The sequence below is a fragment of the Embleya sp. NPDC055664 genome (assembly GCF_053618075.1).
Window position 1 is genome coordinate 121,065 of record NZ_JBSHGZ010000020.1, and the last position, 20,394, is coordinate 141,458.

The 20,394-nt window shown below is 72.5% G+C and carries 19 protein-coding genes and 1 pseudogene; 11 read left to right on the forward strand and 9 right to left on the reverse strand.

Going from position 1 to position 20,394, the window contains the following annotated elements; all coding sequences use genetic code 11:
- The first annotated feature begins 52 nt into the window (after positions 1-52).
- The 4 genes from ACWGR4_RS28410 (at position 53) to ACWGR4_RS28425 (ending at position 3,580) form a co-directional block, all read left to right on the forward strand.
- Positions 53-772, forward strand: a complete 720-nt coding sequence (locus ACWGR4_RS28410) for a sensor histidine kinase (protein ID WP_452134259.1) — start codon at positions 53-55, stop codon at positions 770-772.
- Entirely contained in the window at positions 760-1,407 is a 648-nt protein-coding gene (locus ACWGR4_RS28415) for a response regulator transcription factor (RefSeq protein ID WP_452130876.1), read from the forward strand. Before ACWGR4_RS28410 ends, ACWGR4_RS28415 begins: the two co-directional genes overlap by 13 nt.
- Before the next feature lie 91 nt (positions 1,408-1,498).
- Positions 1,499-2,536 (forward strand): nucleotidyl transferase AbiEii/AbiGii toxin family protein, encoded by a 1,038-nt coding sequence (locus tag ACWGR4_RS28420; protein WP_452130875.1) that lies wholly within the window; start codon positions 1,499-1,501, stop codon positions 2,534-2,536.
- A gap of 66 nt (positions 2,537-2,602) precedes the next feature.
- The gene (locus ACWGR4_RS28425) at positions 2,603-3,580 is read left to right on the forward strand and encodes a phosphotransferase family protein (protein WP_452130874.1); all 978 of its coding nucleotides are present in this window, start codon (positions 2,603-2,605) and stop codon (positions 3,578-3,580) included.
- Positions 3,581-3,843: 263 nt separating this feature from the next.
- On the opposite strand, the gene ACWGR4_RS28430 is transcribed toward ACWGR4_RS28425, so the two are convergent.
- A complete protein-coding gene (locus tag ACWGR4_RS28430) occupies positions 3,844-3,999 on the reverse strand; it encodes a hypothetical protein (protein ID WP_452130873.1) in 156 nt (51 codons plus the stop codon).
- Between the two features lie 10 nt (positions 4,000-4,009).
- The gene (locus ACWGR4_RS28435; protein WP_452134261.1) at positions 4,010-5,995 is read right to left on the reverse strand and encodes an MMPL family transporter; all 1,986 of its coding nucleotides are present in this window, start codon (positions 5,993-5,995) and stop codon (positions 4,010-4,012) included.
- A gap of 11 nt (positions 5,996-6,006) precedes the next feature.
- Between ACWGR4_RS28435 and ACWGR4_RS28440 the strand changes: the two genes are divergently transcribed.
- Entirely contained in the window at positions 6,007-6,381 is a 375-nt protein-coding gene (locus ACWGR4_RS28440; RefSeq protein WP_452130902.1) for a hypothetical protein, read from the forward strand.
- A 191-nt stretch (positions 6,382-6,572) separates the two neighbouring features.
- Complete coding sequence (locus ACWGR4_RS28445; protein WP_452130872.1) at positions 6,573-7,991, forward strand: DUF2252 domain-containing protein; 1,419 nt, start codon at positions 6,573-6,575, stop codon at positions 7,989-7,991.
- Between the two features lie 52 nt (positions 7,992-8,043).
- On the opposite strand, the gene ACWGR4_RS28450 is transcribed toward ACWGR4_RS28445, so the two are convergent.
- Positions 8,044-8,994, reverse strand: a complete 951-nt coding sequence (locus ACWGR4_RS28450; protein WP_452130871.1) for a hypothetical protein — start codon at positions 8,992-8,994, stop codon at positions 8,044-8,046.
- Between the two features lie 302 nt (positions 8,995-9,296).
- On the opposite strand from ACWGR4_RS28450, the pseudogene ACWGR4_RS28455 reads away from it, so the two are divergent.
- Positions 9,297-9,959: pseudogene (locus ACWGR4_RS28455) on the forward strand (class I SAM-dependent methyltransferase); the annotation flags it as partial.
- 185 nt (positions 9,960-10,144) lie between these two features.
- On the opposite strand, the gene ACWGR4_RS28460 reads toward ACWGR4_RS28455, so the two are convergent.
- Positions 10,145-11,608, reverse strand: coding sequence for a S41 family peptidase (locus tag ACWGR4_RS28460; protein ID WP_452130870.1), 1,464 nt, complete (start codon positions 11,606-11,608; stop codon positions 10,145-10,147).
- 166 nt (positions 11,609-11,774) lie between these two features.
- Here ACWGR4_RS28460 and ACWGR4_RS28465 point away from each other — a divergent pair, with 166 nt between their 5' ends.
- On the forward strand, positions 11,775-12,362 hold the full coding sequence (locus ACWGR4_RS28465; RefSeq protein WP_452130869.1) for a GNAT family N-acetyltransferase: 588 nt from the start codon (positions 11,775-11,777) through the stop codon (positions 12,360-12,362).
- Positions 12,363-12,368: 6 nt separating this feature from the next.
- Here ACWGR4_RS28465 and ACWGR4_RS28470 read toward each other — a convergent pair whose 3' ends face one another.
- The 3 genes from ACWGR4_RS28470 to ACWGR4_RS28480 form a co-directional block, all read right to left on the reverse strand.
- Positions 12,369-12,629 carry a hypothetical protein gene (locus tag ACWGR4_RS28470; RefSeq protein ID WP_452130868.1) on the reverse strand — a complete coding sequence of 87 codons (261 nt, stop codon included), beginning with the start codon at positions 12,627-12,629 and terminating at the stop codon, positions 12,369-12,371.
- A complete protein-coding gene (locus tag ACWGR4_RS28475; RefSeq protein WP_452130867.1) occupies positions 12,626-12,976 on the reverse strand; it encodes a hypothetical protein in 351 nt (116 codons plus the stop codon). The genes ACWGR4_RS28470 and ACWGR4_RS28475 overlap by 4 nt, the downstream gene beginning before the upstream one ends.
- Positions 12,977-13,107: 131 nt before the next feature.
- Complete coding sequence (locus tag ACWGR4_RS28480) at positions 13,108-13,518, reverse strand: Fur family transcriptional regulator (protein WP_452130866.1); 411 nt, start codon at positions 13,516-13,518, stop codon at positions 13,108-13,110.
- Between the two features lie 435 nt (positions 13,519-13,953).
- Between ACWGR4_RS28480 and katG the strand changes: the two genes are divergently transcribed.
- The gene (gene katG / locus ACWGR4_RS28485; protein ID WP_380012321.1) at positions 13,954-16,185 is read left to right on the forward strand and encodes a catalase/peroxidase HPI; all 2,232 of its coding nucleotides are present in this window, start codon (positions 13,954-13,956) and stop codon (positions 16,183-16,185) included.
- A gap of 66 nt (positions 16,186-16,251) precedes the next feature.
- Here katG and nadE read toward each other — a convergent pair whose 3' ends face one another.
- Positions 16,252-17,112, reverse strand: a complete 861-nt coding sequence (nadE, locus tag ACWGR4_RS28490) for an ammonia-dependent NAD(+) synthetase (protein ID WP_452133647.1) — start codon at positions 17,110-17,112, stop codon at positions 16,252-16,254.
- 95 nt (positions 17,113-17,207) lie between these two features.
- Here nadE and ACWGR4_RS28495 point away from each other — a divergent pair, with 95 nt between their 5' ends.
- Complete coding sequence (locus ACWGR4_RS28495) at positions 17,208-17,783, forward strand: cysteine hydrolase family protein (RefSeq protein WP_452133646.1); 576 nt, start codon at positions 17,208-17,210, stop codon at positions 17,781-17,783.
- 22 nt (positions 17,784-17,805) lie between these two features.
- On the opposite strand, the gene ACWGR4_RS28500 is transcribed toward ACWGR4_RS28495, so the two are convergent.
- On the reverse strand, positions 17,806-19,077 hold the full coding sequence (locus ACWGR4_RS28500; RefSeq protein ID WP_452133645.1) for a citrate synthase: 1,272 nt from the start codon (positions 19,075-19,077) through the stop codon (positions 17,806-17,808).
- Positions 19,078-19,189: 112 nt separating this feature from the next.
- On the opposite strand from ACWGR4_RS28500, the gene ACWGR4_RS28505 reads away from it, so the two are divergent.
- Positions 19,190-20,368 (forward strand): citrate/2-methylcitrate synthase, encoded by a 1,179-nt coding sequence (locus ACWGR4_RS28505; protein WP_452133644.1) that lies wholly within the window; start codon positions 19,190-19,192, stop codon positions 20,366-20,368.
- The last annotated feature ends 26 nt before the right edge of the window (positions 20,369-20,394 follow it).

The window sequence follows — 20,394 nt, forward strand, 5'->3', positions numbered from 1 at the left end:
GCGCGTGGTGTGCGTGGTGTGCGTCCGGAACGGGGCCGAGAAAGTGGCGAGTGTGCGGGATCGAGCGAAATCGCTGTGGTGTGAGGTGTGGCGTGACCTGGGGTGCCTTCGCACCCCGAACCGGGAGCCGGTCGTCGCCGCGCGGACGGTGAAGGCGGTCCCGAGCCGGGCGGACGTACTCGACGCCCACGGCGCGGAGTTGCGCCGCATCGAACGCGACCTGCACGACGGGGCCCAGGCCGGTCTCGTCGCGGTGGCCATGCGCCTCGGTGTCGCCCGGGACCTTCTCGGTGCCCAACACCCGGTCGTCGCCGACCTGTTGCGCGAGGCCCTGGAGGGGGCGGAGGAGGTGTTGACGGAACTGCGCGACGTCGTCCACGCCATCTACCCGCCGATCCTGGCCGACCGCGGCCTCGCGGGCGCGGTGGACGCGGTCGCCGCCCGGAGCGGGGTCACCACCGATGTCCGGCTGGGCGAACTCGGCCGACTGCCCGCCGCGATCGAGGCCGCCGCCTACTTCGTCGTGGCCGAAACGCTCGCCAACACCACCAAGTACAGCCGGGCCCGCCGCGCCCGCGTCGGCCTGACCCGCCGCGACGGCACCCTGGTGGTCGAGGTCGCGGACGACGGTGTCGGCGGCGCGGACGAGCGCAACGGCACCGGCATCGTCGGCATCCGGCGCCGCGTGGCCGCGCTGGACGGCCGGGTGGCGATCACCAGTCCGGTCGGCGGACCCACCGTCGTCACCGTGGAGTTGCCGTGCGCGTCGTGATCGCCGAGGACAACGCGCTGCTGTCGGCGGGCCTCGAACTCATCCTGTCCACACGGGACATCGGCGTCGCTGCGGTGGTCACCGACGGCCCCGGCCTGATCGCCGCGGTGCAAACGCATGACCCGGACCTGGTCGTCACCGATGTCCGGTTGCCACCGACCTTTCGCGACGAGGGACTTCGCGCCGCGCTGGAACTGCGGCGCATCCGCCCGGGTCTGCCGATCCTGGTCCTGTCGCAGTACGTCGAGCACGTCTACGCCCGGGATTTGTTGTCCGACGGTGCGGGCGGCGTCGGCTACCTGCTCAAGGACCGCGTGGGTCGGATGAGCGAATTCGTGGACAGCCTGCGGCGGGTCGTGGCCGGCGAGACGGTGATGGATCCCGAGGTGTTGTCGCAACTGATGACGGCCGCCGCCGGCAGCCCCCTGGACCCGCTCAGCCCCCGAGAGCACGAAGTGCTCGCGCTGATGGCCCGCGGTCTGGGCAACGGCGAGATCGCCGAGATCCTGTTCATCACCGCCAACGCGGTACACAAACACGTCGGCAACATCTTCGGCAAACTCGGCCTGCCCGCGTCCGACGCCGGCCATCGCCGCGTCCAGGCGGTGCTCACGTACCTCCGCGACGGTCGCTGACGGTCGTCGGTCGTCGGGGCCGGGGTCCGTGTCGGCTTCGATCGGTACAGTCGCCGGCCGGGGCGGGTGCGCGGAGGTCGAGGAGGAGTGGATGGCATACGGCGTGGACCCGGACGGTGACACGTCGGCGCGTCGGCAGGCGGCCCATCGTGCCGTGCTCGACCACCTGTTGGGGCTCGTGGCGGCCGCGCCGTGGAGTGACTGTGTGATGCTTCGCGGGAGCATGGCCATGGCCGCCTGGATGGGTGAGCGGGCGCGGGAGCCGGCGGACCTGGACTTCGTGGTGCTGCCTGCGCCGACCGTCTATATCGATCCGTCGGCGCCATACCCCTACCTCGACACCGTCGCGGCCGTGCAGCAGTGGCCGGAGGCGGCCGGCGGGGCGGCCGGATACGAGATCTGGGCCGACGGGGAGCGGGAGTTCGAGACACGCGGCGTGCGGGTGCTCGTGCCGCCCGAGGGGCTCCACTGGGACACGGACCCGGATCCGGTGGGGTCGATCCCCGCCTACGAGGACCTGACGCAATGGATCGGAAAGCGGCCGGAGGCGGCGCCGGGCCTGACCCTGGACGCGAACGGCACACGTCGGGACGGTGGTTGGGACTACGCGTACGACGGGCAGGGCGCGGGCGGGATGCGCATCCTGATCCCCTGGGAGGCGGAGGGACTGCCGCCGGGGGAGGCGCGGCTCGACTTCGCCTTCGACGAGAAGCTGCACCAACCGCCGGTGTGGACCCGGATACCGCGCGCCGACGGCGGGCCGGCGCCGGTGGTGCGTACCGCGAGCCGGGAGTTGTCCCTGGCCTGGAAGCTGGTGTGGCTGCATGTCGACGGCGGCGAGGGCGGCCGACCTCGGAGCAAGGACCTCTACGACGCGGTGCTGCTGGCCGAGGACGAACGCACCCGGCTCACCTCGGCGTTGCTGCGTCGGGTCGGCAGCGGTTTCATCCGGAGCGTGCCCGAGCACGGCTTCGACCCGGACGCGGTTCCGGTCGACGAGTCGGACTGGTCCGCCCTGCTCGCGGATCTGCCCGGCGTGCGCGGCACCGCCCGGGAGTGGCTCGGCCGGCTGGATGCGGCGCTGGCGCCGGTGTTCGCGGCGCGGGGAAAACCGATCGCCCGCGGGTGACGGCTCGCGTAGGGTGCCCCGGTTGTCGAACCGGAAAGGCGGGTCGCGGACGTGGCGCCGAGAAATGTGACGCGGGATCAACTGGCGGGAGCGGTACGGGCCGCGCTGGGCGGCGGGCGGCGGTTGGCGGGGGTCGAGCGGCTGACGGGCGGCACCCGGAAGGGGGTGTACCGGCTGACGATGGACGACGCGACGTCGGTGATCGCCTATCTGTGGGAGGACTCGGAGAACTACTGGCCGGCGCACGAGGGCGACGACGACGTGACCGATCCGTTCTCGCCGGGTGTCGGGCTCGACCTGTTCGAGGCGGCGCACGCCCGGCTGGACACGCTCGGGCTGCGGGTGCCGGAGGTGTATCTGGTCGACCGCGACCGGGCGTACTACCCGGCCGATCTCGCCATCGTGGAGGACTTCCCCGGCGAGGACCTGATGACCCGATTCGAGCGCGACCCGCGGGCGGTGGAGCCGACGATGGCTCGTCTGGTGGAAGGGTTGGCGGCGATGCGGGCGTATCGGGCGCCGACGTACGGCAAGGTGGCGCTGATCGACGGGGGCGGTACGGCGCGGGGCACTTCCTGCGAGGGCGTCGTGCTGGACGCCGCGTTGCGCCACCTCGCCGAGGCGGCCGGGCGCGACGCGCGGATCGCCGCAGCCCGTGACCGCCTGGAGGAGAGGCTGCACGAACTCGCTTCGGCGATACGGCCGCGCGCCGAATACTCGGTGATCCACGGCGAACTGGGCTTGGACCACGTCCTGGTGGACCGGGACGGCAATCCGGTGCTGATCGACATCGAGGACCTGATGTACTTCGACGTCGCATGGGAGCACGTGTTCCTGCGCATTCGCCTCCACGACGACTACCGCCGGGTGGCGGCGGACAACCTCGACGGGGCCCGCCTCGCCCTCTACATGCTCGCCCAACGCCTGTCCCTGACGGCGGGCCCCCTACGCCTCCTCGACGGCGACTTCCCCAACCGAAGCTTCATGCAGGGAATCGCCGAACACAACCTCAACGAGGCCCTGTCGCTGGTCGCCCCCGTGTAGCGCCCGACGCCCGAGCATGCGGGCGCGCGGAGTTCCACTCGCCGGCGCCGATCCGCGTGGCCGGACAACGTCATGTAGTCGTCGCGGTCACGACCGAGGCAGCGGGCCTGAACCGAGCCGCGGCCCACAGATCGGCCGGGGGGCGAAGTTGATCGCGGGCCCGGGAGCCGATCGCCGGTTCGGAGGCGTTCGGGCGCCCGCGAGTCGGTCGGGCGCCCGGGAGTCTTTTGGGACTCCCGGGCCCGTTCGGTGGCGGGGTCGGGTCACCAGTTGCTCGACGAGTTGCCGGGTCGGGAGGTGTAGCGGCCGGTGCGCCGCCCCTCCCGTGCCCGGCGGCCGAGCGTGGCACCGAGCAGCGCGACCAAGGCGATCCCGATCACGATCGGCCCGACGACGACGAGGACGATCAGGAGCGGCATCGGCACGTGATCAGCCCGTTTCGGGTCGTGGGGGTTCGGCGTCGATCCGGTTCAGGGTACGGGCCGGGCCCGAGGCCACGCCAGGGTGGTCCGCATGCTTCGGTACGTCGATACCCCGGCCGCCGCGCGGGCCGTCCGCGCGGTGCGGGAACCACCAGTTGGCCCGCCCCATCAGGGTCACCAGCGCGGGCGCAAGCACCCCTCGGACGATCGTCGCGTCCACCACGATGCCGACCGCGAGGGCGGCGGCCAGGATCTTGACGTCGGTGACCGGGACGGTGGACAACGCGACGAAGGCCAGGAACAGGATCAGCGCGGCGGAGGTGACCAGCCTGCCGGTACGGCCGATGCCGATCACGACGGCCTCCTCGGTGGTGTCCCGAATCCCTCGGGCGGCGAGGTCGAGGTGCGCCTCGCGGATCCGGGTCAGGATGAACACCTCGTAGTCCATGGACAATCCGAACAGGAACGCGAACACCGCCATCGGCACCCACACCGTGATCGCCCCCGTGGCCGGGGTGTCGAAGAGCAGTTCGCTGCCGTAGCCCTTCTGCCGGATCAGTACGACCGCGCCGTAGGCGGCGGCCACCGACACGGTGTTCAGCACGAGGGCCTTGACCGGCAGCCAGATCGACCGCAACGACCGCATCAGCACGAGGAACGTGAGCACCGCGATCGCCGCCAGGACCAGCGGCAACGAGCCGTAGACCGCGTCCGCGAAGTCGCGATCCTGCGCCGGGCCGCCACCCGCGTGCACCCCGGGCGTGGCGCGCGCCGCCGCCAGGACCCGGCCCACCGCCGCGCGACCCGCGTCGGTGGCGGGGTCCGCGGCCGTCCACACCTCCACGACCCGCAGGCCCCCGCTGTCCCACCCGGCGGGGGCGATCGCGCCTGCCACACCCCGCTCTGTCGCCAACCGTCGGGCCGGCGCCTTCGCGTCGCCGTCGGTCGCCACCTCGATCGGCTGGGCGATACCCGTGCCGAAGCCGGCCCGGTCGATCGCGGCGAACACCTGCGCGGGCTCGCCGCCACGGCCGAGCGCCGTCACCTGCGGCTGCCCCACCCGCATGGTCAGCGCGGGTGCGGCGAGGGCGAGCAGCAGCGCGCCGCCGAGTACGGCCGCCAGGACCGGCCGACGTGTGGTGGCCCGGGCGATCGCCGACCACGCGCGGCCGTCCGCACGCCGGGTGCGGCGCGGCACGTCCAGCCGGGCGCCGCACACGTACAGCAGCACCGGCAGCAGGGTCAGCGTGACCGCGACGCTCACCAGCGGCATCAGCAGACCCGCGTAGCCGACGCTGCGCAGGAACGGGACGGGCAGCACGACCAGCGCGGCCAGGGACAGTGCGACGGTCGCGCCGCTGAGCAGGACCGCGCGGCCGGCGGTGGTCGCCGCGCGCACGATCGCCTCGACGCGCCCGGCCGGATCGCACCCGCCCGGATCGGCCCCGTCCGCGCGGTCGCGTTCCTCGCGCCATCGGGTCACCACGAGCAGGGCGTAGTCGATCGCGATGCCCAGGCCGATCAGGGCGACCAGGTACTGCACGATGAACGACACGTCGGTGACCCGGGTCAGGCCTCCGACCAGCAGGAACGTCGTGGGGATGGCGATCGCGGCGGTCAGGAGCGGGATCAGGGCCAGGCCGCCGGCGAAGGTCGGGCCGAGCACGACCAACGCGCCCAGCGCGCCGAGCAGGGTCTCGGCGATCGGGCTGCGGGCGGCGCCGTTGTCGCGTCCGGTCGGCAGCGGCCGGCCGGTGACCCGGACGGGCGCGCCGGCGATCTCGATCCCGGCCACCGCCGCCCGCACCCGGGCCGGCGCATCGCCGTACGCCTTCGGGCCCTCGCCGCCGGGCGGGTAGACCAGGGCCACGGTGGCGCGCCCGTCGGCCGAGATCAGCGCCGGATCGCCGGTGGTCGCGAACGACGCGTGCCGGCCACCGGGCGGGGTGGCTCGCCGCCGCCCTCGCGGCGCTGCCGGCGCCGGCGGCCGTATGGTCCACCGCCATGCCGGCCGGCCCGACCGGCCCCTGGGAGCGGCGACCCCTCCTCCTCGACGCGGGCCTGGCGCTGCTCGCCTTCGGGACCGTCCTGGCCGCGGCCTCGGCGCTGTCCGGGCTGCGCGCGGCGACCGGCCCCCGGGCCGCCCTGCCCGGCGCGGCCCCGCCACTGCGCGAGGCGGCGACCGCCACGTTCGGCGTACTCCTCGTCCTGGCCACCCTGCTCATGCTCGTCGTCAACCGCGGCGTCACCGCCCCCGCCTCGCTCGCCTGGCCGCTGATTGCCCCGGTCGCCGTGCTGAACCTCGCGTTCGGCGCACACCTGGCCGGCACCTGGCGCCGCCTGCGCGCGCACCGCCCCGTGCGTCCCCGCCGGCCCTGACGGCCGCGCCGCCGTCACTCGTTGGCGCCACACCGCTCGCCGGGAGCGGGCCCAACGCGTTTCCTGAGGTGGGGCGGCGTGCCGTCCTCGCCCCCGAGCCGCCCAGGCGATCGGGGGCACCCGTTCGGGCGAACCGCGCCGGCCGCATGCGTGGATCGTGTGTGCCTCGATGCGGTTCCGGAGGGCTTGCGATGACGCCGAAGGCCGAAGTCCGTACCCGTGAGACCTTGCCGCCCACGCCCCGGGAGCGCGCCGAGCGCGGCCGGGCGGCGCGGGCGAAGGCGTCGCGGTCGAGCCACGCCGAGTTCGCACCGACCCGGCGGCCCGACCCGATCGACCTGATCGAGCGGCAATCGGCCTCGCGGGTACCGGAGTTGGTGCCGATCCGGTACGGGCGCATGGCCGAGTCGCCGTTCCGGTTCTATCGGGGTGCCGCCGCGATCATGGCGAGCGACCTCGCCGGTACGCCGAGTTCGGGGCTGCGGGTGCAACTGTGCGGCGACGCGCACATGCTCAACTTCCGACTGCTGGCCTCGCCCGAACGGCTGCTGCTGTTCGACCTCAACGACTTCGACGAGACGTTGCCCGGACCGTGGGAGTGGGACGTGAAGCGGCTGGCCGCGAGCCTGGTCATCGCGGGGCGCGAGAACGGCTACACGGACGCCGAACGCGCCGACGTGGTCCGGGGGACCGTACGGTCCTACCGCGAGGCGATGCGCCGCTTCGCGGGCATGCGCAACCTCGACGTCTGGTACGCCAAGGCCGACGCGGACCGGGTCCGGGCGCTGGCGTCCGGACGGTTGCACAAACGCGGCTGGCGGCAACTGTCCAAGGCCATGAGCAAGGCGCGCGGTCGGGACAGCCTCCAGGCCTTCGCGAAGCTCACCCGCATGGTCGACGGCGAGCCGCGGATCATCTCCTCACCGCCACTGGTCACCCCGATCGCCGAACTCCTGCCCGACGACGAACGGGCCGCGCTCGCCGGGCGGATCGGCGACCTGATCGACCGCTATCGCCACACGCTTCGCTCCGAACTGCGCCACCTGCTCGGCCAGTACACCGTGGTGGACATGGCCCGCAAGGTCGTCGGCGTCGGCAGCGTCGGCACCCGCTGCTGGATCGTGCTCCTGCTCGGCCGTGACCTGGACGACCCGCTGATCCTCCAGGCCAAGGAGGCCGACGAGTCGGTCCTGGCCGCGCACGTCGGCCCCGCCGAGACGGCCACCCAGGGCGAACGGGTCGTCGCGGGCCAGCGGTTGATGCAGGCCGCCGGCGACATGCTCCTGGGCTGGGAACGGGTGGACGGTATCGACGGACGGCAACGCGACTTCTACGTCCGACAACTCCGCGACTGGAAGGGCATCGCCGAACCGTCCCTGATGGTGCCGCGCGGAATGCGCGCGTTCGGCGAACTGTGCGGCGCCACCCTGGCCCGCGCACACGCCCGCTCCGGGGACCGCATCGCCATCGCCGCCTACCTGGGCGGCGGGGACACCTTCGACCGCGCGGTGACCACCTTCGCGGAAACCTACGCCGACCGCAACGAACGCGACCACGCCGCGCTCCTCGCCGCGGTGAAGTCCGGCCGGCTCACCGCAGAGGACGCGTAGGGGGTGGGCCACCGGGCGTCCACCCCGTGACCCACCCCCCACCGCTACCGGCTCAGTGCTTGCGCTTGAACTCGTACACCGTCGCGCGCGCCGCGCAGTCGCGCGGCGGGATCATCTCGACGCGCAGCACACCGGTGTGCCGGTCGTAGTCGTTGCCCTCGGTCTCGAAGTCGACGGCCGTGCCGGGGCAGGCGCTGAGCTGCGGAAGCGCGCCGAGCGAGGTCACATGCCCGGTGACGGTGCGGCCGTTCAGCGCCTTCTTCAGTTCGATCTGCAGCAGCGGCTTGGCCTCGGGGAACAACTTCCGGTCGGAGTCGTCCGAAGCGCACAGCAGCCGCTTCGCGTCCAGGAACGTACAACCCTGGATGTCCTTGACCGGACGGTCCAGTTCGATGGTGCCCGCGAGCGCGAGGTCGCCGCCGGTGCGCGCCGTGGCGGGGTTGAGCAGCGGGGTGGGGAAGACGAGCAGGCGGTTCATCGTGTCCCACTCGCCGGAGACCATCCAGCGGCTGTCGGGGGAGATCGCGGCGAACGAGTTGTTCATCGCCTCGCCGGCCGCCAGCGGGTGCACGTACTCGTAGGCCGCGCCCGACGGCGTGGTCACCCGGAACATCTTCGCCGTCGCGTCGCCGCCGCCCTGGTACGCGTCGAACAGGTAGCCGCGCGAGGAGTCCGGGTCGCCGATGTGCGACCAGCCGCGCTCGCGCACCGGCGCGGGGATCGAGGTGTTGCCCGTGTAGTACAGGTACGGCTTGGCGCCGGGCGGGCGCACGTTGGCCAGTCCCTGGGCCTGCGACGCGGCGTCGATCTCGTACCGCCCGATCGGCTGCCACCCCTTGATCTCGGACGGGAACGCCGGCTTCGCCTGCGCCGCGTGCTCGTCGGACACCTCCGCCGCGTGCGCCGTGCCCGTGAGCCCGACCGTCGCACACAGCGCGACGCAGGCCGCCCCGGCCGCCACGCCGCGTACCGCCGACCGCAAACCTCGGACCATCGACCTCATGTGCACCGAACTCCTCTGCCGTGCCAGTGCCGTACCGACAGGTCCGGCCGCCAAGACCCTGGCGCAACACGATGGCCGCCAGACACCACACACCTGAACACCGGCGAACCAATGCCCCACGATCCGGAATCCCGACGTCCGCATACCGCCGGTTCGACTCGGCCGTGCGTGGCCCGAGGATGGGTGATCGGTGTGGGTCAGCCGGTGTCCGGTGGTGCGGAATCGGGGGTGGTCGGGGTTCGGGGGGTGGACGGGGTGGGCAACCGGGGGGTGGGTGTGCTTCCTGTCGAGAGGTGGGGTCGATGACGGACGGGTCCGGTGGGACGCGGCATGTGATTCCGGCGGCGGTCGAGAGGACCTATGGGGCGGACGATCTCGGGGCGACCGGGTTGTTCGGCGGCGGGTTCATCAACTTCGGTTACTGGCGAGGGATCGATCTCGATCGGGCGCTCACCGAGGAGGATCGCATCGCCAGTCAGCGGGCCCTGTATCGGCACGTGCTGGACGGGTTGGCGCCGGGCGAGGGGCTGCGGGTCCTGGAGGTGGGCTGCGGGATGGGGGCCGGGGGCGCGGTGGCGTTGGAGGAGTACGGCTTCGCCCGCGTCACCGGCATGGACATCCATCCGGAGCAGTTGCGGCGGGCCGAACGGGCCACCGCCGAGGTGTCCGCGCGCCGGCCCGGGGGGTTGCGGTTCGTGCGCGGGGCGGCCGAGGACATGCCGTTCGGCGACGGCGAGTTCGACTGCCTGTACAGCGTCGAGGCCGCCCAGCACTTCCGGGACCTCGGGGCGTTCGCCCGCGAGGCCGCGCGGGTGTTGCGGCCCGGGGGGCGCATGGTCGTGGCCACCTTCCTCGTGCCCGACGCCGATCCGGTCCGGGCGCGGCGGCCGGCCGAGTTGTTGCCCACGTTCGCCGAGGACCTGGATGTACCGCACACCGTCCCGGAGTTGACCGACGCCCTCGAACGCGCGGGGCTCGGCGACATCAGGGTCGCCTCGATCGGCGAGTCGGTCTGGCCCGGCTGGGACCGCTGGCTGGATCGCACCTGGGCACCCGGCACCTGGCCGCACAACTTCCTCCTGGCCTACCGCGAGGGCACCCTCGACTACTTCACCGTCACCGCCCGCCGCCGCGAGAGCGAGGCCACCGGTCAGGGATTGCGGCCGCCCAGCAGTCGTACCGCGCGGTCGAAGGCGGAGTCGCGGTCGGCGGCGAACTCCGCGTCCGTGAAGACCGGGGTGCGGAAGTCGACCGGCAACCCCACACCTTCGAAGCCGCGGCCGGTGGGGGAGACGTAGCGTTCGTTGGACAGGGTGAACGCCCAGCCGTTGGGGAGCGTGCGGCCGAACATGTCGGAGAAGATGCCCTGCGTGTTGTCGCCGACGAAGGTGGTGGGCCCCGGGCGTTCGCGCAGGGCCAGGGCGAACGTCTCGCCGGCGCTCACCGTGGCGGGGCCGGTGAGCACCGCGACCGGGCCGGTGTAGCGCGGCGCGCCGGCGGCGGGCTCGATTCGGAACGCCTGGGGTGGGGTGAAGCGGGTGGGGTCGTGCGGGTCGTCGCGGGCGCTTTTGACGTAGGCGGGGTGGGCCCGGTCGGTCAGCCGGGCGGCGACGCGTCGGCCGAGGTCGTCCAGGCCGCCGAGGTTGACCCGGATATCGATGATCAGGCCGTGCCAGGCGTCGGGACCGGACGCGCGCCGGGCGGTGACGATCGTGTCGAGGACGCGGTCGAGTTCGGCGGCCTCGACCGCGAACGGGGCCTGGTCGCCGGTGTAGCCGACGAACCGGTTGATCCGTAGATAGCCGATCCGGCCCGGGAGTTCGGCATAGCCGATCGCACCCGCGGCGAAGGTCCGCAACGGTGTGCCGCCGAGGTCGCGGCGCTCGACGAAGGCCCGGATCCGGTCCTCGTACGCCTGGTCCAACTCGGGTGTTCCGGGGCGACCGACCCGCCACAAGCGGTCCAGGGCCGGGGCCCGCAGGGAGGTGTGGCCGTCGCGCAGTGGTTCGGCCATCGTGGTGAGGATCTCGAAGAGGCGATCGTCGGTGGTGTCCGGGCGCACCATCGGCCGATACCTGTCCCGGGCCGCCGCCCAGTCGACGCCGCGTTCGGCGAAGAAGGCGTAGTTCTCCCGGAACGTCTGCCAGAACACGTCGAAGACGGCCCGCGGATCGGCGGGCGCGGGCCGCAGGCAGTCGGCCGGCAGCGTGCGCACGCGCCGCAACTCGCGGCGGCCCAGGGTGCCTTCGACGGTCAGGGCGGCCCGCTCGGGGCGCCCGGGGAGCCGGCGTACCGTGATCGGGAAGTAGCTGTCGGGGGCGTCGCGGGCGCGGAACCGCACGGAGCCGTCCGGTGCGTGCTCCCGGTACGCGGGGATGCCGGGCACACACCCGAGGTCGGTCGTCTCGTACGGCCGCAACACGCCGCCGTCGATCGTGAGGACCGTCCCGTAGCCGTCGGAGCGCCAGATCCCGTCCGGGGCGCGATCCGAGGCGGGGGCCGGCTCCACGCCGACGGCCACGCCCGCGGAACCGAGCAGAGCCAGGACAACCGTGCCCATCAGGACGAGTCGATACCGGCCGCGGCACACGCGGCCCACGTGTCGTGTGGTCATGCACACCACGCTTCCAGGCCGGACGAACCCTCGACACCACCACAGGTCGGAGAACGAACTCCCTCTCGCGAGGCGGTACATCTCCCCCGGCGGGCGGTAGCCGATAAGCGCGGTCTCGCGTCGGCGGGCGTAGCCTCGGCGCGGATCAGCGGGCAGGATCGAGGTCATGACCTCATCACCCGCATACCTTCTGCCGAGCGAGATCCGCGTACAGGGCCACGGGCTGTGGCTGCGCGAGTGGAACGACGACGACGTGCCGGCCATGGTGGAGCTGTTCGACGAGCCCGAGATCGACCGATGGACGCCGCTGGTCTCGCCGTTCGACGCCGAGGCCGCACGGGCGTACCTGGCGCGGGCCCGCGCGTCCCGCGCCCTGCATCGGGGCATCCAACTGGCGATCACCCTCGACGGCGGCGAACCGTGCGGCGAGGTGCTGCTGTTCCCGGACGCCGACGGCCCCGACGTCGACCTGGGCTCCGCGGCCGCGCGGCCGCGCCGGGTGGGGGAGATCGCCTACGGAATCGGCGCGCGGCACCGCCGCCAGGGCCTGGCCGGCCGCGCGGTGCGCCTGATGACGGAATACGCCCGCGACGAACTGGGCGCCGACGCGGTGATCCTGCGCATCGCCGCCGACAACGCCCCCAGCATCGCCGTCGCCCGATCCACCGGCTTCCACCTCACCGACGCCAAGCCCGTCACCCGCCCCCGCCCCGACGGCCAGGTCGTCCTGAACACCTGGCTGCACCGCGCCTAGCGCAAGTCAGTCGGCGGCCAGGTGTGTCGTCTGCAGGACGTAGACGCGCTCACTTCGTACGACGACCAGGTACAGGAACATGCCGTTGTCGACGTAGGCGGTGGCGGCACGCGGATTGGGACCCGTGTAGCAGGTGCCGTCGAGGTATCGGGCCTCGGCGGCACGGACGACCTCCGCCACGGCGATCTCGACCTGCGCGACGAACGCTTCCGGTGCGCCGCCCACGACGGTCGCCTCGTCGGGCTCGTACTCCCAACCCCAGGTCACCCGTCCACCGCGGCGTAGGCGGCGCGGAGGAGCCGGCCCGAGACGCGGACGCCTCTGGCGCGGACCGCGGGGTCGTCGCTGACCGTGTCGACCTGTTCGGCGTGGTGGTAGCGGAATGCGAGATCCGGGTGCCGCTCGATCTCCGCGACCGCCGCCCAGTGCCGCAACCAGGCCCGCAACGGGTCGAGCCGATTGAGCTCCAGTGCCTTCGCGGTTGCCTCACGCTGGGAGCGGTCCATCTCGGGAAGCCAGTGCGGGGCCAGCAACACGATCGCCTGACGCACACCTTCGATGGTGCGCTCGGGCCGGGCGATCACCGGAGTCGAGTATTCGGGTTCGGCGGTCACCAGCGCTCCTCACCTAGCCGGACCGGACACGCCCACCCTACCGCCGGCGCGACCCGGCGCCGGGCCCTGTCCGGTGGATCCCGCCTACGCGCCGGCTTCGGCCGGAGTCGGGAACGGCGGCGTGGGATCGGTCATGTGCAAGCGGGGCACAGACCTCGGTAGGTGACCTCGACCGCGGAGACCGTGAAGCCGAAGCGTTGGTCGGTGGGGAGGTCGGTCAGGGGGTTGCCCGCCGGGTGTACGTCGCGGATGGTGCCGCACCGGGAGCAGACCAGGTGCTGGTGCGGGCGGTGCGCGTTGGGGTCGTAGCGCTTGGCGCGGCCGTCGGTGGACACCTCGATGACCTCGCCCAGCGAGACCAGCTCGCCCAGCGCGTTGTAGACCGTGGCGCGGGAGATCTCGGGCAGGCGCGCCACCGCGCGCGCGTGAACCTCGTCGGCCGTCAGATGCACGTGGTCGCCGTCGAGGACCTCGGCCACGACGCGCCGCTGCGACGTCATCCGCCAACCACGCGCGCGCAGTCGCTCCAGCAGGTCACTCATATCGCTTCACCTATTCAGGTTCGGTGGAGACCCGAGTTTACCGGCGGAGGTCCGGGTTCCGTTTGAATATGGAATTGGCGCACATCTTGACTTGGACTCTGTCCATCGTAGGATCGGTTCTGACGATAGCCAAGAGTCGGGAACACCCCACTACGGCAGGAGACGGAGACGTGACGGGACCACCGCCGTGGAACCGCGCGGTGCCGGCCTGACGAAGTCGGCCGCCGGCGCGGGACCCGTACCACGCGGTGAACCGACCGCGACGCGGCCCGGTTCCACCGATCCGTCGTGTCGCCGCCGACGTGGACCGCACGACCGTAGAGGTTTGTCGATGCTCCCGGGCCGAGCACGTCCGGCGAGTCCGGCTTCTCCCCCCGACGTTGCACCGCTCGCATGCCCCGAGTACCACGATCCGCCTGGTCCGGAAGGATTCCCATGTCCGAGAACAATGATGCAATCGTCGTAGACGCGAAGACGGAGGGCGGAGGGGGCTGCCCGGTCGCGCACACGCGCGCACCGCACCCGACCCAGGGCGGTGGGAACCGGCAGTGGTGGCCGGAGCGACTGAACCTGAAGATCCTCGCCAAGAACCCCGCCGTGGCCAACCCCCTCGGCGCGGACTTCGACTACGCCGAGGCGTTCAAGGCGCTCGATCTTCCCGCGGTGAAGCGGGACATCGCCGAGGTGCTGACCACCTCGCAGGACTGGTGGCCGGCCGACTACGGCAACTACGGCCCGTTCATGATCCGGATGGCCTGGCACAGCGCCGGCACCTACCGGATCAGCGACGGCCGCGGCGGCGCCGGTGCCGGGCAACAGCGCTTCGCCCCGCTCAACAGCTGGCCGGACAACGCGAGCCTGGACAAGGCCCGTCGGCTGCTGTGGCCGGTCAAGAAGAAGTACGGGCAGAGCCTGTCCTGGGCCGACCTGCTGATACTCACCGGCAACGTGGCGCTGGAGACGATGGGCTTCGAGACCTTCGGCTTCGGCGGCGGTCGCGCCGACGTGTGGGAGGCCGACGAGGACGTCTACTGGGGTCCGGAGACCACCTGGCTCGGCGACGAGCGCTACAGCGGCGACCGGGATCTGGAGAACCCGCTCGGCGCGGTCCAGATGGGCCTCATCTACGTCAACCCGGAGGGCCCGAACGGCAACCCGGACCCGCTGGCCGCCGCGCGCGACATCCGCGAGACGTTCCGCCGGATGGCGATGAACGACGAGGAGACCGTCGCCCTGATCGCCGGCGGGCACACCTTCGGCAAGACGCACGGCGCGGGCCCGGCCGACCATGTCGGCCCCGACCCCGAGGCCGCCCCGATCGAGCAGCAGGGCCTGGGCTGGAAGAACACGTTCGGCACCGGCAAGGGCGCCGACGCGATCACCAGCGGGCTGGAGGGTGCCTGGACCGCCACCCCGGTGAGCTGGGACAACAGCTTCTTCGAGACGCTGTTCGGCTACGACTGGGAGCTGACCAAGAGCCCGGCCGGCGCGCACCAGTGGAAGCCGAAGGACGGCGCCGGCGCGGGCACCGTACCGGACGCGCACGACCCGTCGAAGACGCACGCGCCGACCATGCTGACCACCGACCTGTCGCTGCGCTTCGACCCGGCGTACGAGCAGATCTCGCGTCGGTTCCTGGCCGATCCGCAGGCGTTCGCCGACGCCTTCGCGCGCGCGTGGTTCAAGCTGACCCACCGCGACATGGGCCCGGTCGTGCGCTACCTCGGCCCGGAGGTGCCCACCGAGACGCTGCTGTGGCAGGACCCGCTGCCGGCGGTCGACCACGAGCTGATCGGCGCCGAGGAGATCGCCGACCTCAAGGCCCGGGTGTTCGCCTCCGGTCTGACCGTGTCCCAGCTGGTGTCCACCGCGTGGGCGTCGGCGTCCTCCTTCCGCGGCAGCGACAAGCGCGGCGGCGCCAACGGCGCGCGGCTGCGGCTCGAACCGCAGCTCGGCTGGGAGGTCAACGAGCCCGACCGGCTGGCCGCGGTGCTGCACGGCCTGGAGGAGATCAAGGCGGCGTTCGACGGCGGTCGCAGCGACGGCAAGCGTGTCTCGCTCGCCGACCTGATCGTGCTCGCCGGCGGTGCCGCGGTCGAGCAGGCCGCCAAGGCCGCCGGGGTCGACATCGAGGTGCCCTTCACCCCGGGCCGGGTGGACGCCTCGCAGGAGGAGACCGACGTCGAGTCGTTCGCCGCCCTGGAGCCGACCGCCGACGGGTTCCGCAACCACCTCGCGAAGGGCAACCGGCTGCCGGCCGAGTACCTGCTCATCGACCGGGCGAACCTGCTGACCCTGAGCGCGCCGGAGACCACGGTCCTGGTCGGCGGGCTGCGCGTGCTGGGCGCCAACCACCAGGAGTCGTCGCTCGGCGTGTTCACCAGCACGCCCGGCGTGCTGAGCAACGACTTCTTCGTCAACCTGCTCGACATGGGCACGACGTGGAAGGCGACGTCGGAGGACGCGAACACGTTCGAGGGCCGCGACGCGGCCACCGGCGAGGTCAAGTGGACCGGCAGCCGGGTCGACCTGGTCTTCGGGGCGAACTCCGAGCTGCGCGCGCTCGCGGAGGTCTACGCGAGCGACGACGCCAAGGAGAAGTTCGTCACCGACTTCGTCGCCGCCTGGACCAAGGTGATGGAGCTGGACCGGTTCGACCTGGTGTGACCACGACGTCCGGGTCGGCCCACGCGGGCCGACCCGGACGTTGTTCCACGAACCGCCGCGGTGCGGTCAGCGCCACCAGTCGTCGTCGGGCGTGACCGGCTGGGCCCGCTTGTGCCGGGTCGCGCGATGGGTCGACTCCAGGCGCGCCGCCACCTCCGGCGCGACGTCGCGGCCCTCCAGGTACTCGTCGATCTGAGCGTACGTCAGACCCAGCGCCACCTCGTCGGGCAGCGCGGGCCGGTCGTCCTCCAGGTCGGCGGTCGGCACCTTCTCCCACACGCTCGGCGGCGCGCCCAACTCCTGGAGCAGCGCCGCGCCCTGACGCTTGGTCAGACCGGTCAGCGGGGTGAGGTCGACACCGCCGTCGCCGTACTTGGTGAAGAAGCCCGTCACCGCCTCGGCGGCATGATCGGTGCCCACCACGAGCAGGTTCAGCTGTCCGGCGATCGCGTACTGGATCACCATGCGCTCACGGGCCTTGAGGTTGCCGCGCACGAAGTCCCGCAGCTCGGACTCCCCGCCCGCCGGCTCGGACTCCCCACCCGCCGACTCGGCCAGACCGCGGGCCACCTCGGCGGCCACCGCGTCGGCGCCCGGCTTGACGTTCACCGTGACCGAGCGGTCGGGCCGGATGAACCCCAGCGCGATCTGCGCGTCGTGCTCGTCGGCCTGCACGCCGTAGGGCAGCCGTACCGCGACGAACCGCGCCTCTCGGCCCTCGGCCCGCAACTCCTCGGCGGCGAGCTGGCACAACCGGCCCGCCAGTGTGCTGTCCTGGCCGCCGCTGATCCCGAGCACGTAGCCCTTGGCCGGGGTCGACCGCAGGTAGTCCTTGAGGAAGTCGACCCGGCGCCGGATCTCCACCTTGGGCACGACGGCCGTCCGCACGCCGAGTTCGGCGAGAATCTGCTCCCTGGGGTTTGCCATCCCCGTACTGTACCGAGCGGGGCACGACCCGACGCCGGGGAGCGGTGTCGGCCGGCTCACGGACCGCGCGGTCCGTGCTGGGAGGGACGATACGCATGGGCAACGGCGCACTGCTTGTGATGGACGTACAGCAGGAGATCGTCGAGATGGCCGACGACGGCTCCGGATACCTGGACCGGCTCGGCGCGGCGATCGAGGGGGCCCGCGCGGCGGGCATGTCCGTGATCTACGTGGTGATCGGGCTGCGGCCGGGGCAGCCGGAGGTGAGCCCACGCAACCGGGTGCTCACCAACTCCGCGGCAATGGGGCTGTTCACCGAGGGCGCCCCGGGCACCGCGATCCACCCCGCCATCGCGCCCCGCGAGGGCGACGTCGTGGTCACCAAACGACGCGGCAGCGCATTCTCCGGCAGCGACCTCGACCTGGTCCTGCGGGCGCGCGACATCGACCGCCTCGTCCTGGCCGGCATCGCCACCAGCGGTGTCGTGCTCTACACCCTGTGTCACGCGCAGGATCTGGACTTCGGCCTGACCGTGCTCGTGGACGGCTGCCTGGACCTCGACCCCGAGGTGCACCGCTTCCTCACCGAGAAGTTGTTCCCGCAGTGGGTGGAGGTCGCCCTGGTCGAGGACTGGCTGAAAACCGTCGCCGGCGCGGCCGAGGCGCGGTGAGCCGACCCGTCGACGCCGCGCCTCAGCGGCTCGGCGGGCGCGTGCCCGTGTAGACGCCGATGGCCCGGTAGCGCAGACCGGGCTGTCGATACTCCTCCATCGCGTGGGCCAGCCAGCCGATCGACCTGGCCATCGCGAAGACCGCCTCGCCGGCGTCCGGCCGCATCCGCATGGCGTGCGCCAACGCGGCCAGCGCCAGGTCGGCGTTGGGGAACACCTCGGCGCGCGCCGCCGGTTCGCGGGTCAGCGCGTCCACGGCGCGGATCACCCGGGCGACCCGCTCGTCGTGCTCGGCGTGTTCGCGGAGCAGGCCGAGCAACAGGTCGGCGCGCGGGTCGTGTTCGGCGTAGAGCAGGTGGCCCAGGCCCGGCAGGTGCTCCCCGGCGCGCAACCGGTCCGCGACCGCGCCGGTCGGGCCGCCGCCCGCCGGGTCCAGCGCGTCGCGCAGGAAGCGGTACGCCAACCCGATCGCCGCGCCGTGATGCCGGCCGTCGAACACCCCGAGCCCGGCCGAGACCACCGCGTACACGTCCGCCCGGGCGCCGGCCGCCACCCGCGCGGCCAGCGTGGACACCGCCAGGTCGTGGTCGGCCTTGAGCACGAGCGCGGCGTTCAGCAGCCGGATGTGCTCCGGGGTCGCCGCGCGAGCGGTCAGTTTCGGCCACAACCGCGCCGCGAGTGAGGGCCCGGTCGGCGGGGCCGCGCCCGGGCACGGGGGCAGGGTGTCCGCGATCATCGCGAGCAGCGCCTCGCCCGCGCGGACCACGGCCGGCTCCGACAGGTCGAAGCGCAGCGGATCGGCCGTGCCCGCCGCGGCCACGATCATCCGGATACGGTCGGTGAGCCGGGCGGTGTCCGGCAGCAGGCTCATCGTGCGCCGGACCAGGTCGGCCGGTCCGGCGGGGGCCTCGAACCGGGGCACCTCGGCGAGGTCCACGCCTCGCCACAACCAGTGCGCCACCGACTCCAGGCGATACCCGGTGAGTTCGGCTACGTCGCGGCCCCGGTAGTAGAGCCGGTCGTCGGCAAGCAGGGTCACCCGGGTGTGGATACGTTCGATCGAGCCGTTGGCGGGGCGTGCGCGCCGGCCGCCGGTCCGGCTCGCCAACTCCTCCACGTCCGCGGCGGCGAATCGGCTGCCGCGCTGTCGCGACTCGCGCACGCTCGTCAACAACCCGCGACTGACGTAGGCGTACACGGTCTCGGGCTTGACCCCCAACCGTTGCGCGACCTGGGCGGTGGTCAGGTAATCCCGGTCACTTTCGTCGCCCGGCACGGCCCGTCGACCAGCCATTTCGTCGCCGCCTTCCGCTCGTATTGAGGCAATCAACATTGACGATAGTTGATCGTCGGGACGACATTCGAGGTGGCCGAAGCGGAACTGTGCGCAGAGCGGGAGGCGTGTCATGTCGGTCGTCGTCGACGGCGGGATCGAAGTACCCAGGGGGCTGAAGGGGGTGGTGGTCACCACCACCGAGCTGGGCGATGTGCAGGGCGCGAAGGGCTTCTACCACTACCGGCAATACTCGGCGATCGAGCTGGCGGGCACCCGGACGTTCGAGGACGTGTGGTTCCTGTTCGTGCACGGCCGACTGCCCGCGGCCGACGAACGGACGGCGTTCGCAGCCGAGTTGGCCCGACTGCGGGTGTTGCCCGAGGAGCTGCGCCCGGTGTTGCACGCCATCGCCACGGCGGGCGAGCGCTTCGATCCGCTCGCCGGACTGCGCACCGCGCTGTCGCTGATCGGCGCCGCGCGTACGCTGCCGCCGCTGTGGGAGTCGTCGCCGGAGCGGCGCCGGGCGGATGCGCTCCTGGTGGGGGCGGTGACCCCGACGATCCTGGCGGCGCTGTACCGGATCCGGGCCGGATCCGAGCCGTTGCAGCCCCGGGCGGATCTTTCCACGGCGGCCAACTGGCTGTACCTGGTGACCGGCGAGGAGCCCGAACCCGAGCGGGTGGCGGCGATCGAGCGATATCTGATCGCCACCGTCGACCACGGCTTCAACGCCTCCACGTTCACCGCGCGGGTGATCGCCTCCACGGGGGCCGACCTGGCGTCCGCGGTGGTCGGGGCGATCGGCGCGTTCTCCGGTCCGCTGCACGGCGGCGCGCCGGATCGAGCCCTGGAATCGCTGGACGCGATCGGCTCGCCCGACGCGGTCGACGCGTGGGTGCGGCCCAGGATCGCCGAGGGCGAGCGGATCATGGGATTCGGTCACCCGGTCTACCGCACCGAGGATCCGCGGGCGGTGATGCTGGCCGAGCTGGCCCGCGAACTCGCCCCGCACACCGACGCGCGGGGCGTCGCGCTGGTGGAGTTCGCCGGCACGGTGCACCGACGGGTGACCGAGATCCTGGCCGAGCTGAAGCCGGGGCGGGAACTGCACGTCAACGTGGAGTTCTACGCGGGTGTGGTGATGGAACTGTGCGGCATTCCCCGGAACATGTTCACGCCGACCTTCACGGTGAGTCGGGTGATCGGGTGGTGCGCGAACATCCTGGAGCAGGCCGAGGACACGAAGATCATCCGGCCGATCGCCCGGTACACCGGGCCGCCCGCGCCGCAGCCGGTGCCCACCGGCTGAGGCCGGGCAGCACCCGGGTCGGGCCG

What these genes read in the sequence shown, in the direction of transcription:
- ACWGR4_RS28430 (WP_452130873.1), bottom strand. Translation starts at nt 3,999, where the DNA reads ATGCCGCTCCTGATCGTCCTCGTCGTCGTCGGGCCGATCGTGATCGGG.
- ACWGR4_RS28495 (WP_452133646.1), top strand. Translation starts at nt 17,208, where the DNA reads ATGGGCAACGGCGCACTGCTTGTGATGGACGTACAGCAGGAGATCGTC.
- ACWGR4_RS28445 (WP_452130872.1), top strand. Translation starts at nt 6,573, where the DNA reads ATGACGCCGAAGGCCGAAGTCCGTACCCGTGAGACCTTGCCGCCCACG.
- ACWGR4_RS28500 (WP_452133645.1), bottom strand. Translation starts at nt 19,077, where the DNA reads ATGGCTGGTCGACGGGCCGTGCCGGGCGACGAAAGTGACCGGGATTAC.
- nadE (WP_452133647.1), bottom strand. Translation starts at nt 17,112, where the DNA reads ATGGCAAACCCCAGGGAGCAGATTCTCGCCGAACTCGGCGTGCGGACG.
- ACWGR4_RS28440 (WP_452130902.1), top strand. Translation starts at nt 6,007, where the DNA reads ATGCCGGCCGGCCCGACCGGCCCCTGGGAGCGGCGACCCCTCCTCCTC.
- ACWGR4_RS28460 (WP_452130870.1), bottom strand. Translation starts at nt 11,608, where the DNA reads ATGACCACACGACACGTGGGCCGCGTGTGCCGCGGCCGGTATCGACTC.
- ACWGR4_RS28420 (WP_452130875.1), top strand. Translation starts at nt 1,499, where the DNA reads ATGGCATACGGCGTGGACCCGGACGGTGACACGTCGGCGCGTCGGCAG.
- ACWGR4_RS28505 (WP_452133644.1), top strand. Translation starts at nt 19,190, where the DNA reads ATGTCGGTCGTCGTCGACGGCGGGATCGAAGTACCCAGGGGGCTGAAG.
- ACWGR4_RS28465 (WP_452130869.1), top strand. Translation starts at nt 11,775, where the DNA reads ATGACCTCATCACCCGCATACCTTCTGCCGAGCGAGATCCGCGTACAG.
- katG (WP_380012321.1), top strand. Translation starts at nt 13,954, where the DNA reads ATGTCCGAGAACAATGATGCAATCGTCGTAGACGCGAAGACGGAGGGC.
- ACWGR4_RS28450 (WP_452130871.1), bottom strand. Translation starts at nt 8,994, where the DNA reads ATGAGGTCGATGGTCCGAGGTTTGCGGTCGGCGGTACGCGGCGTGGCG.
- ACWGR4_RS28480 (WP_452130866.1), bottom strand. Translation starts at nt 13,518, where the DNA reads ATGAGTGACCTGCTGGAGCGACTGCGCGCGCGTGGTTGGCGGATGACG.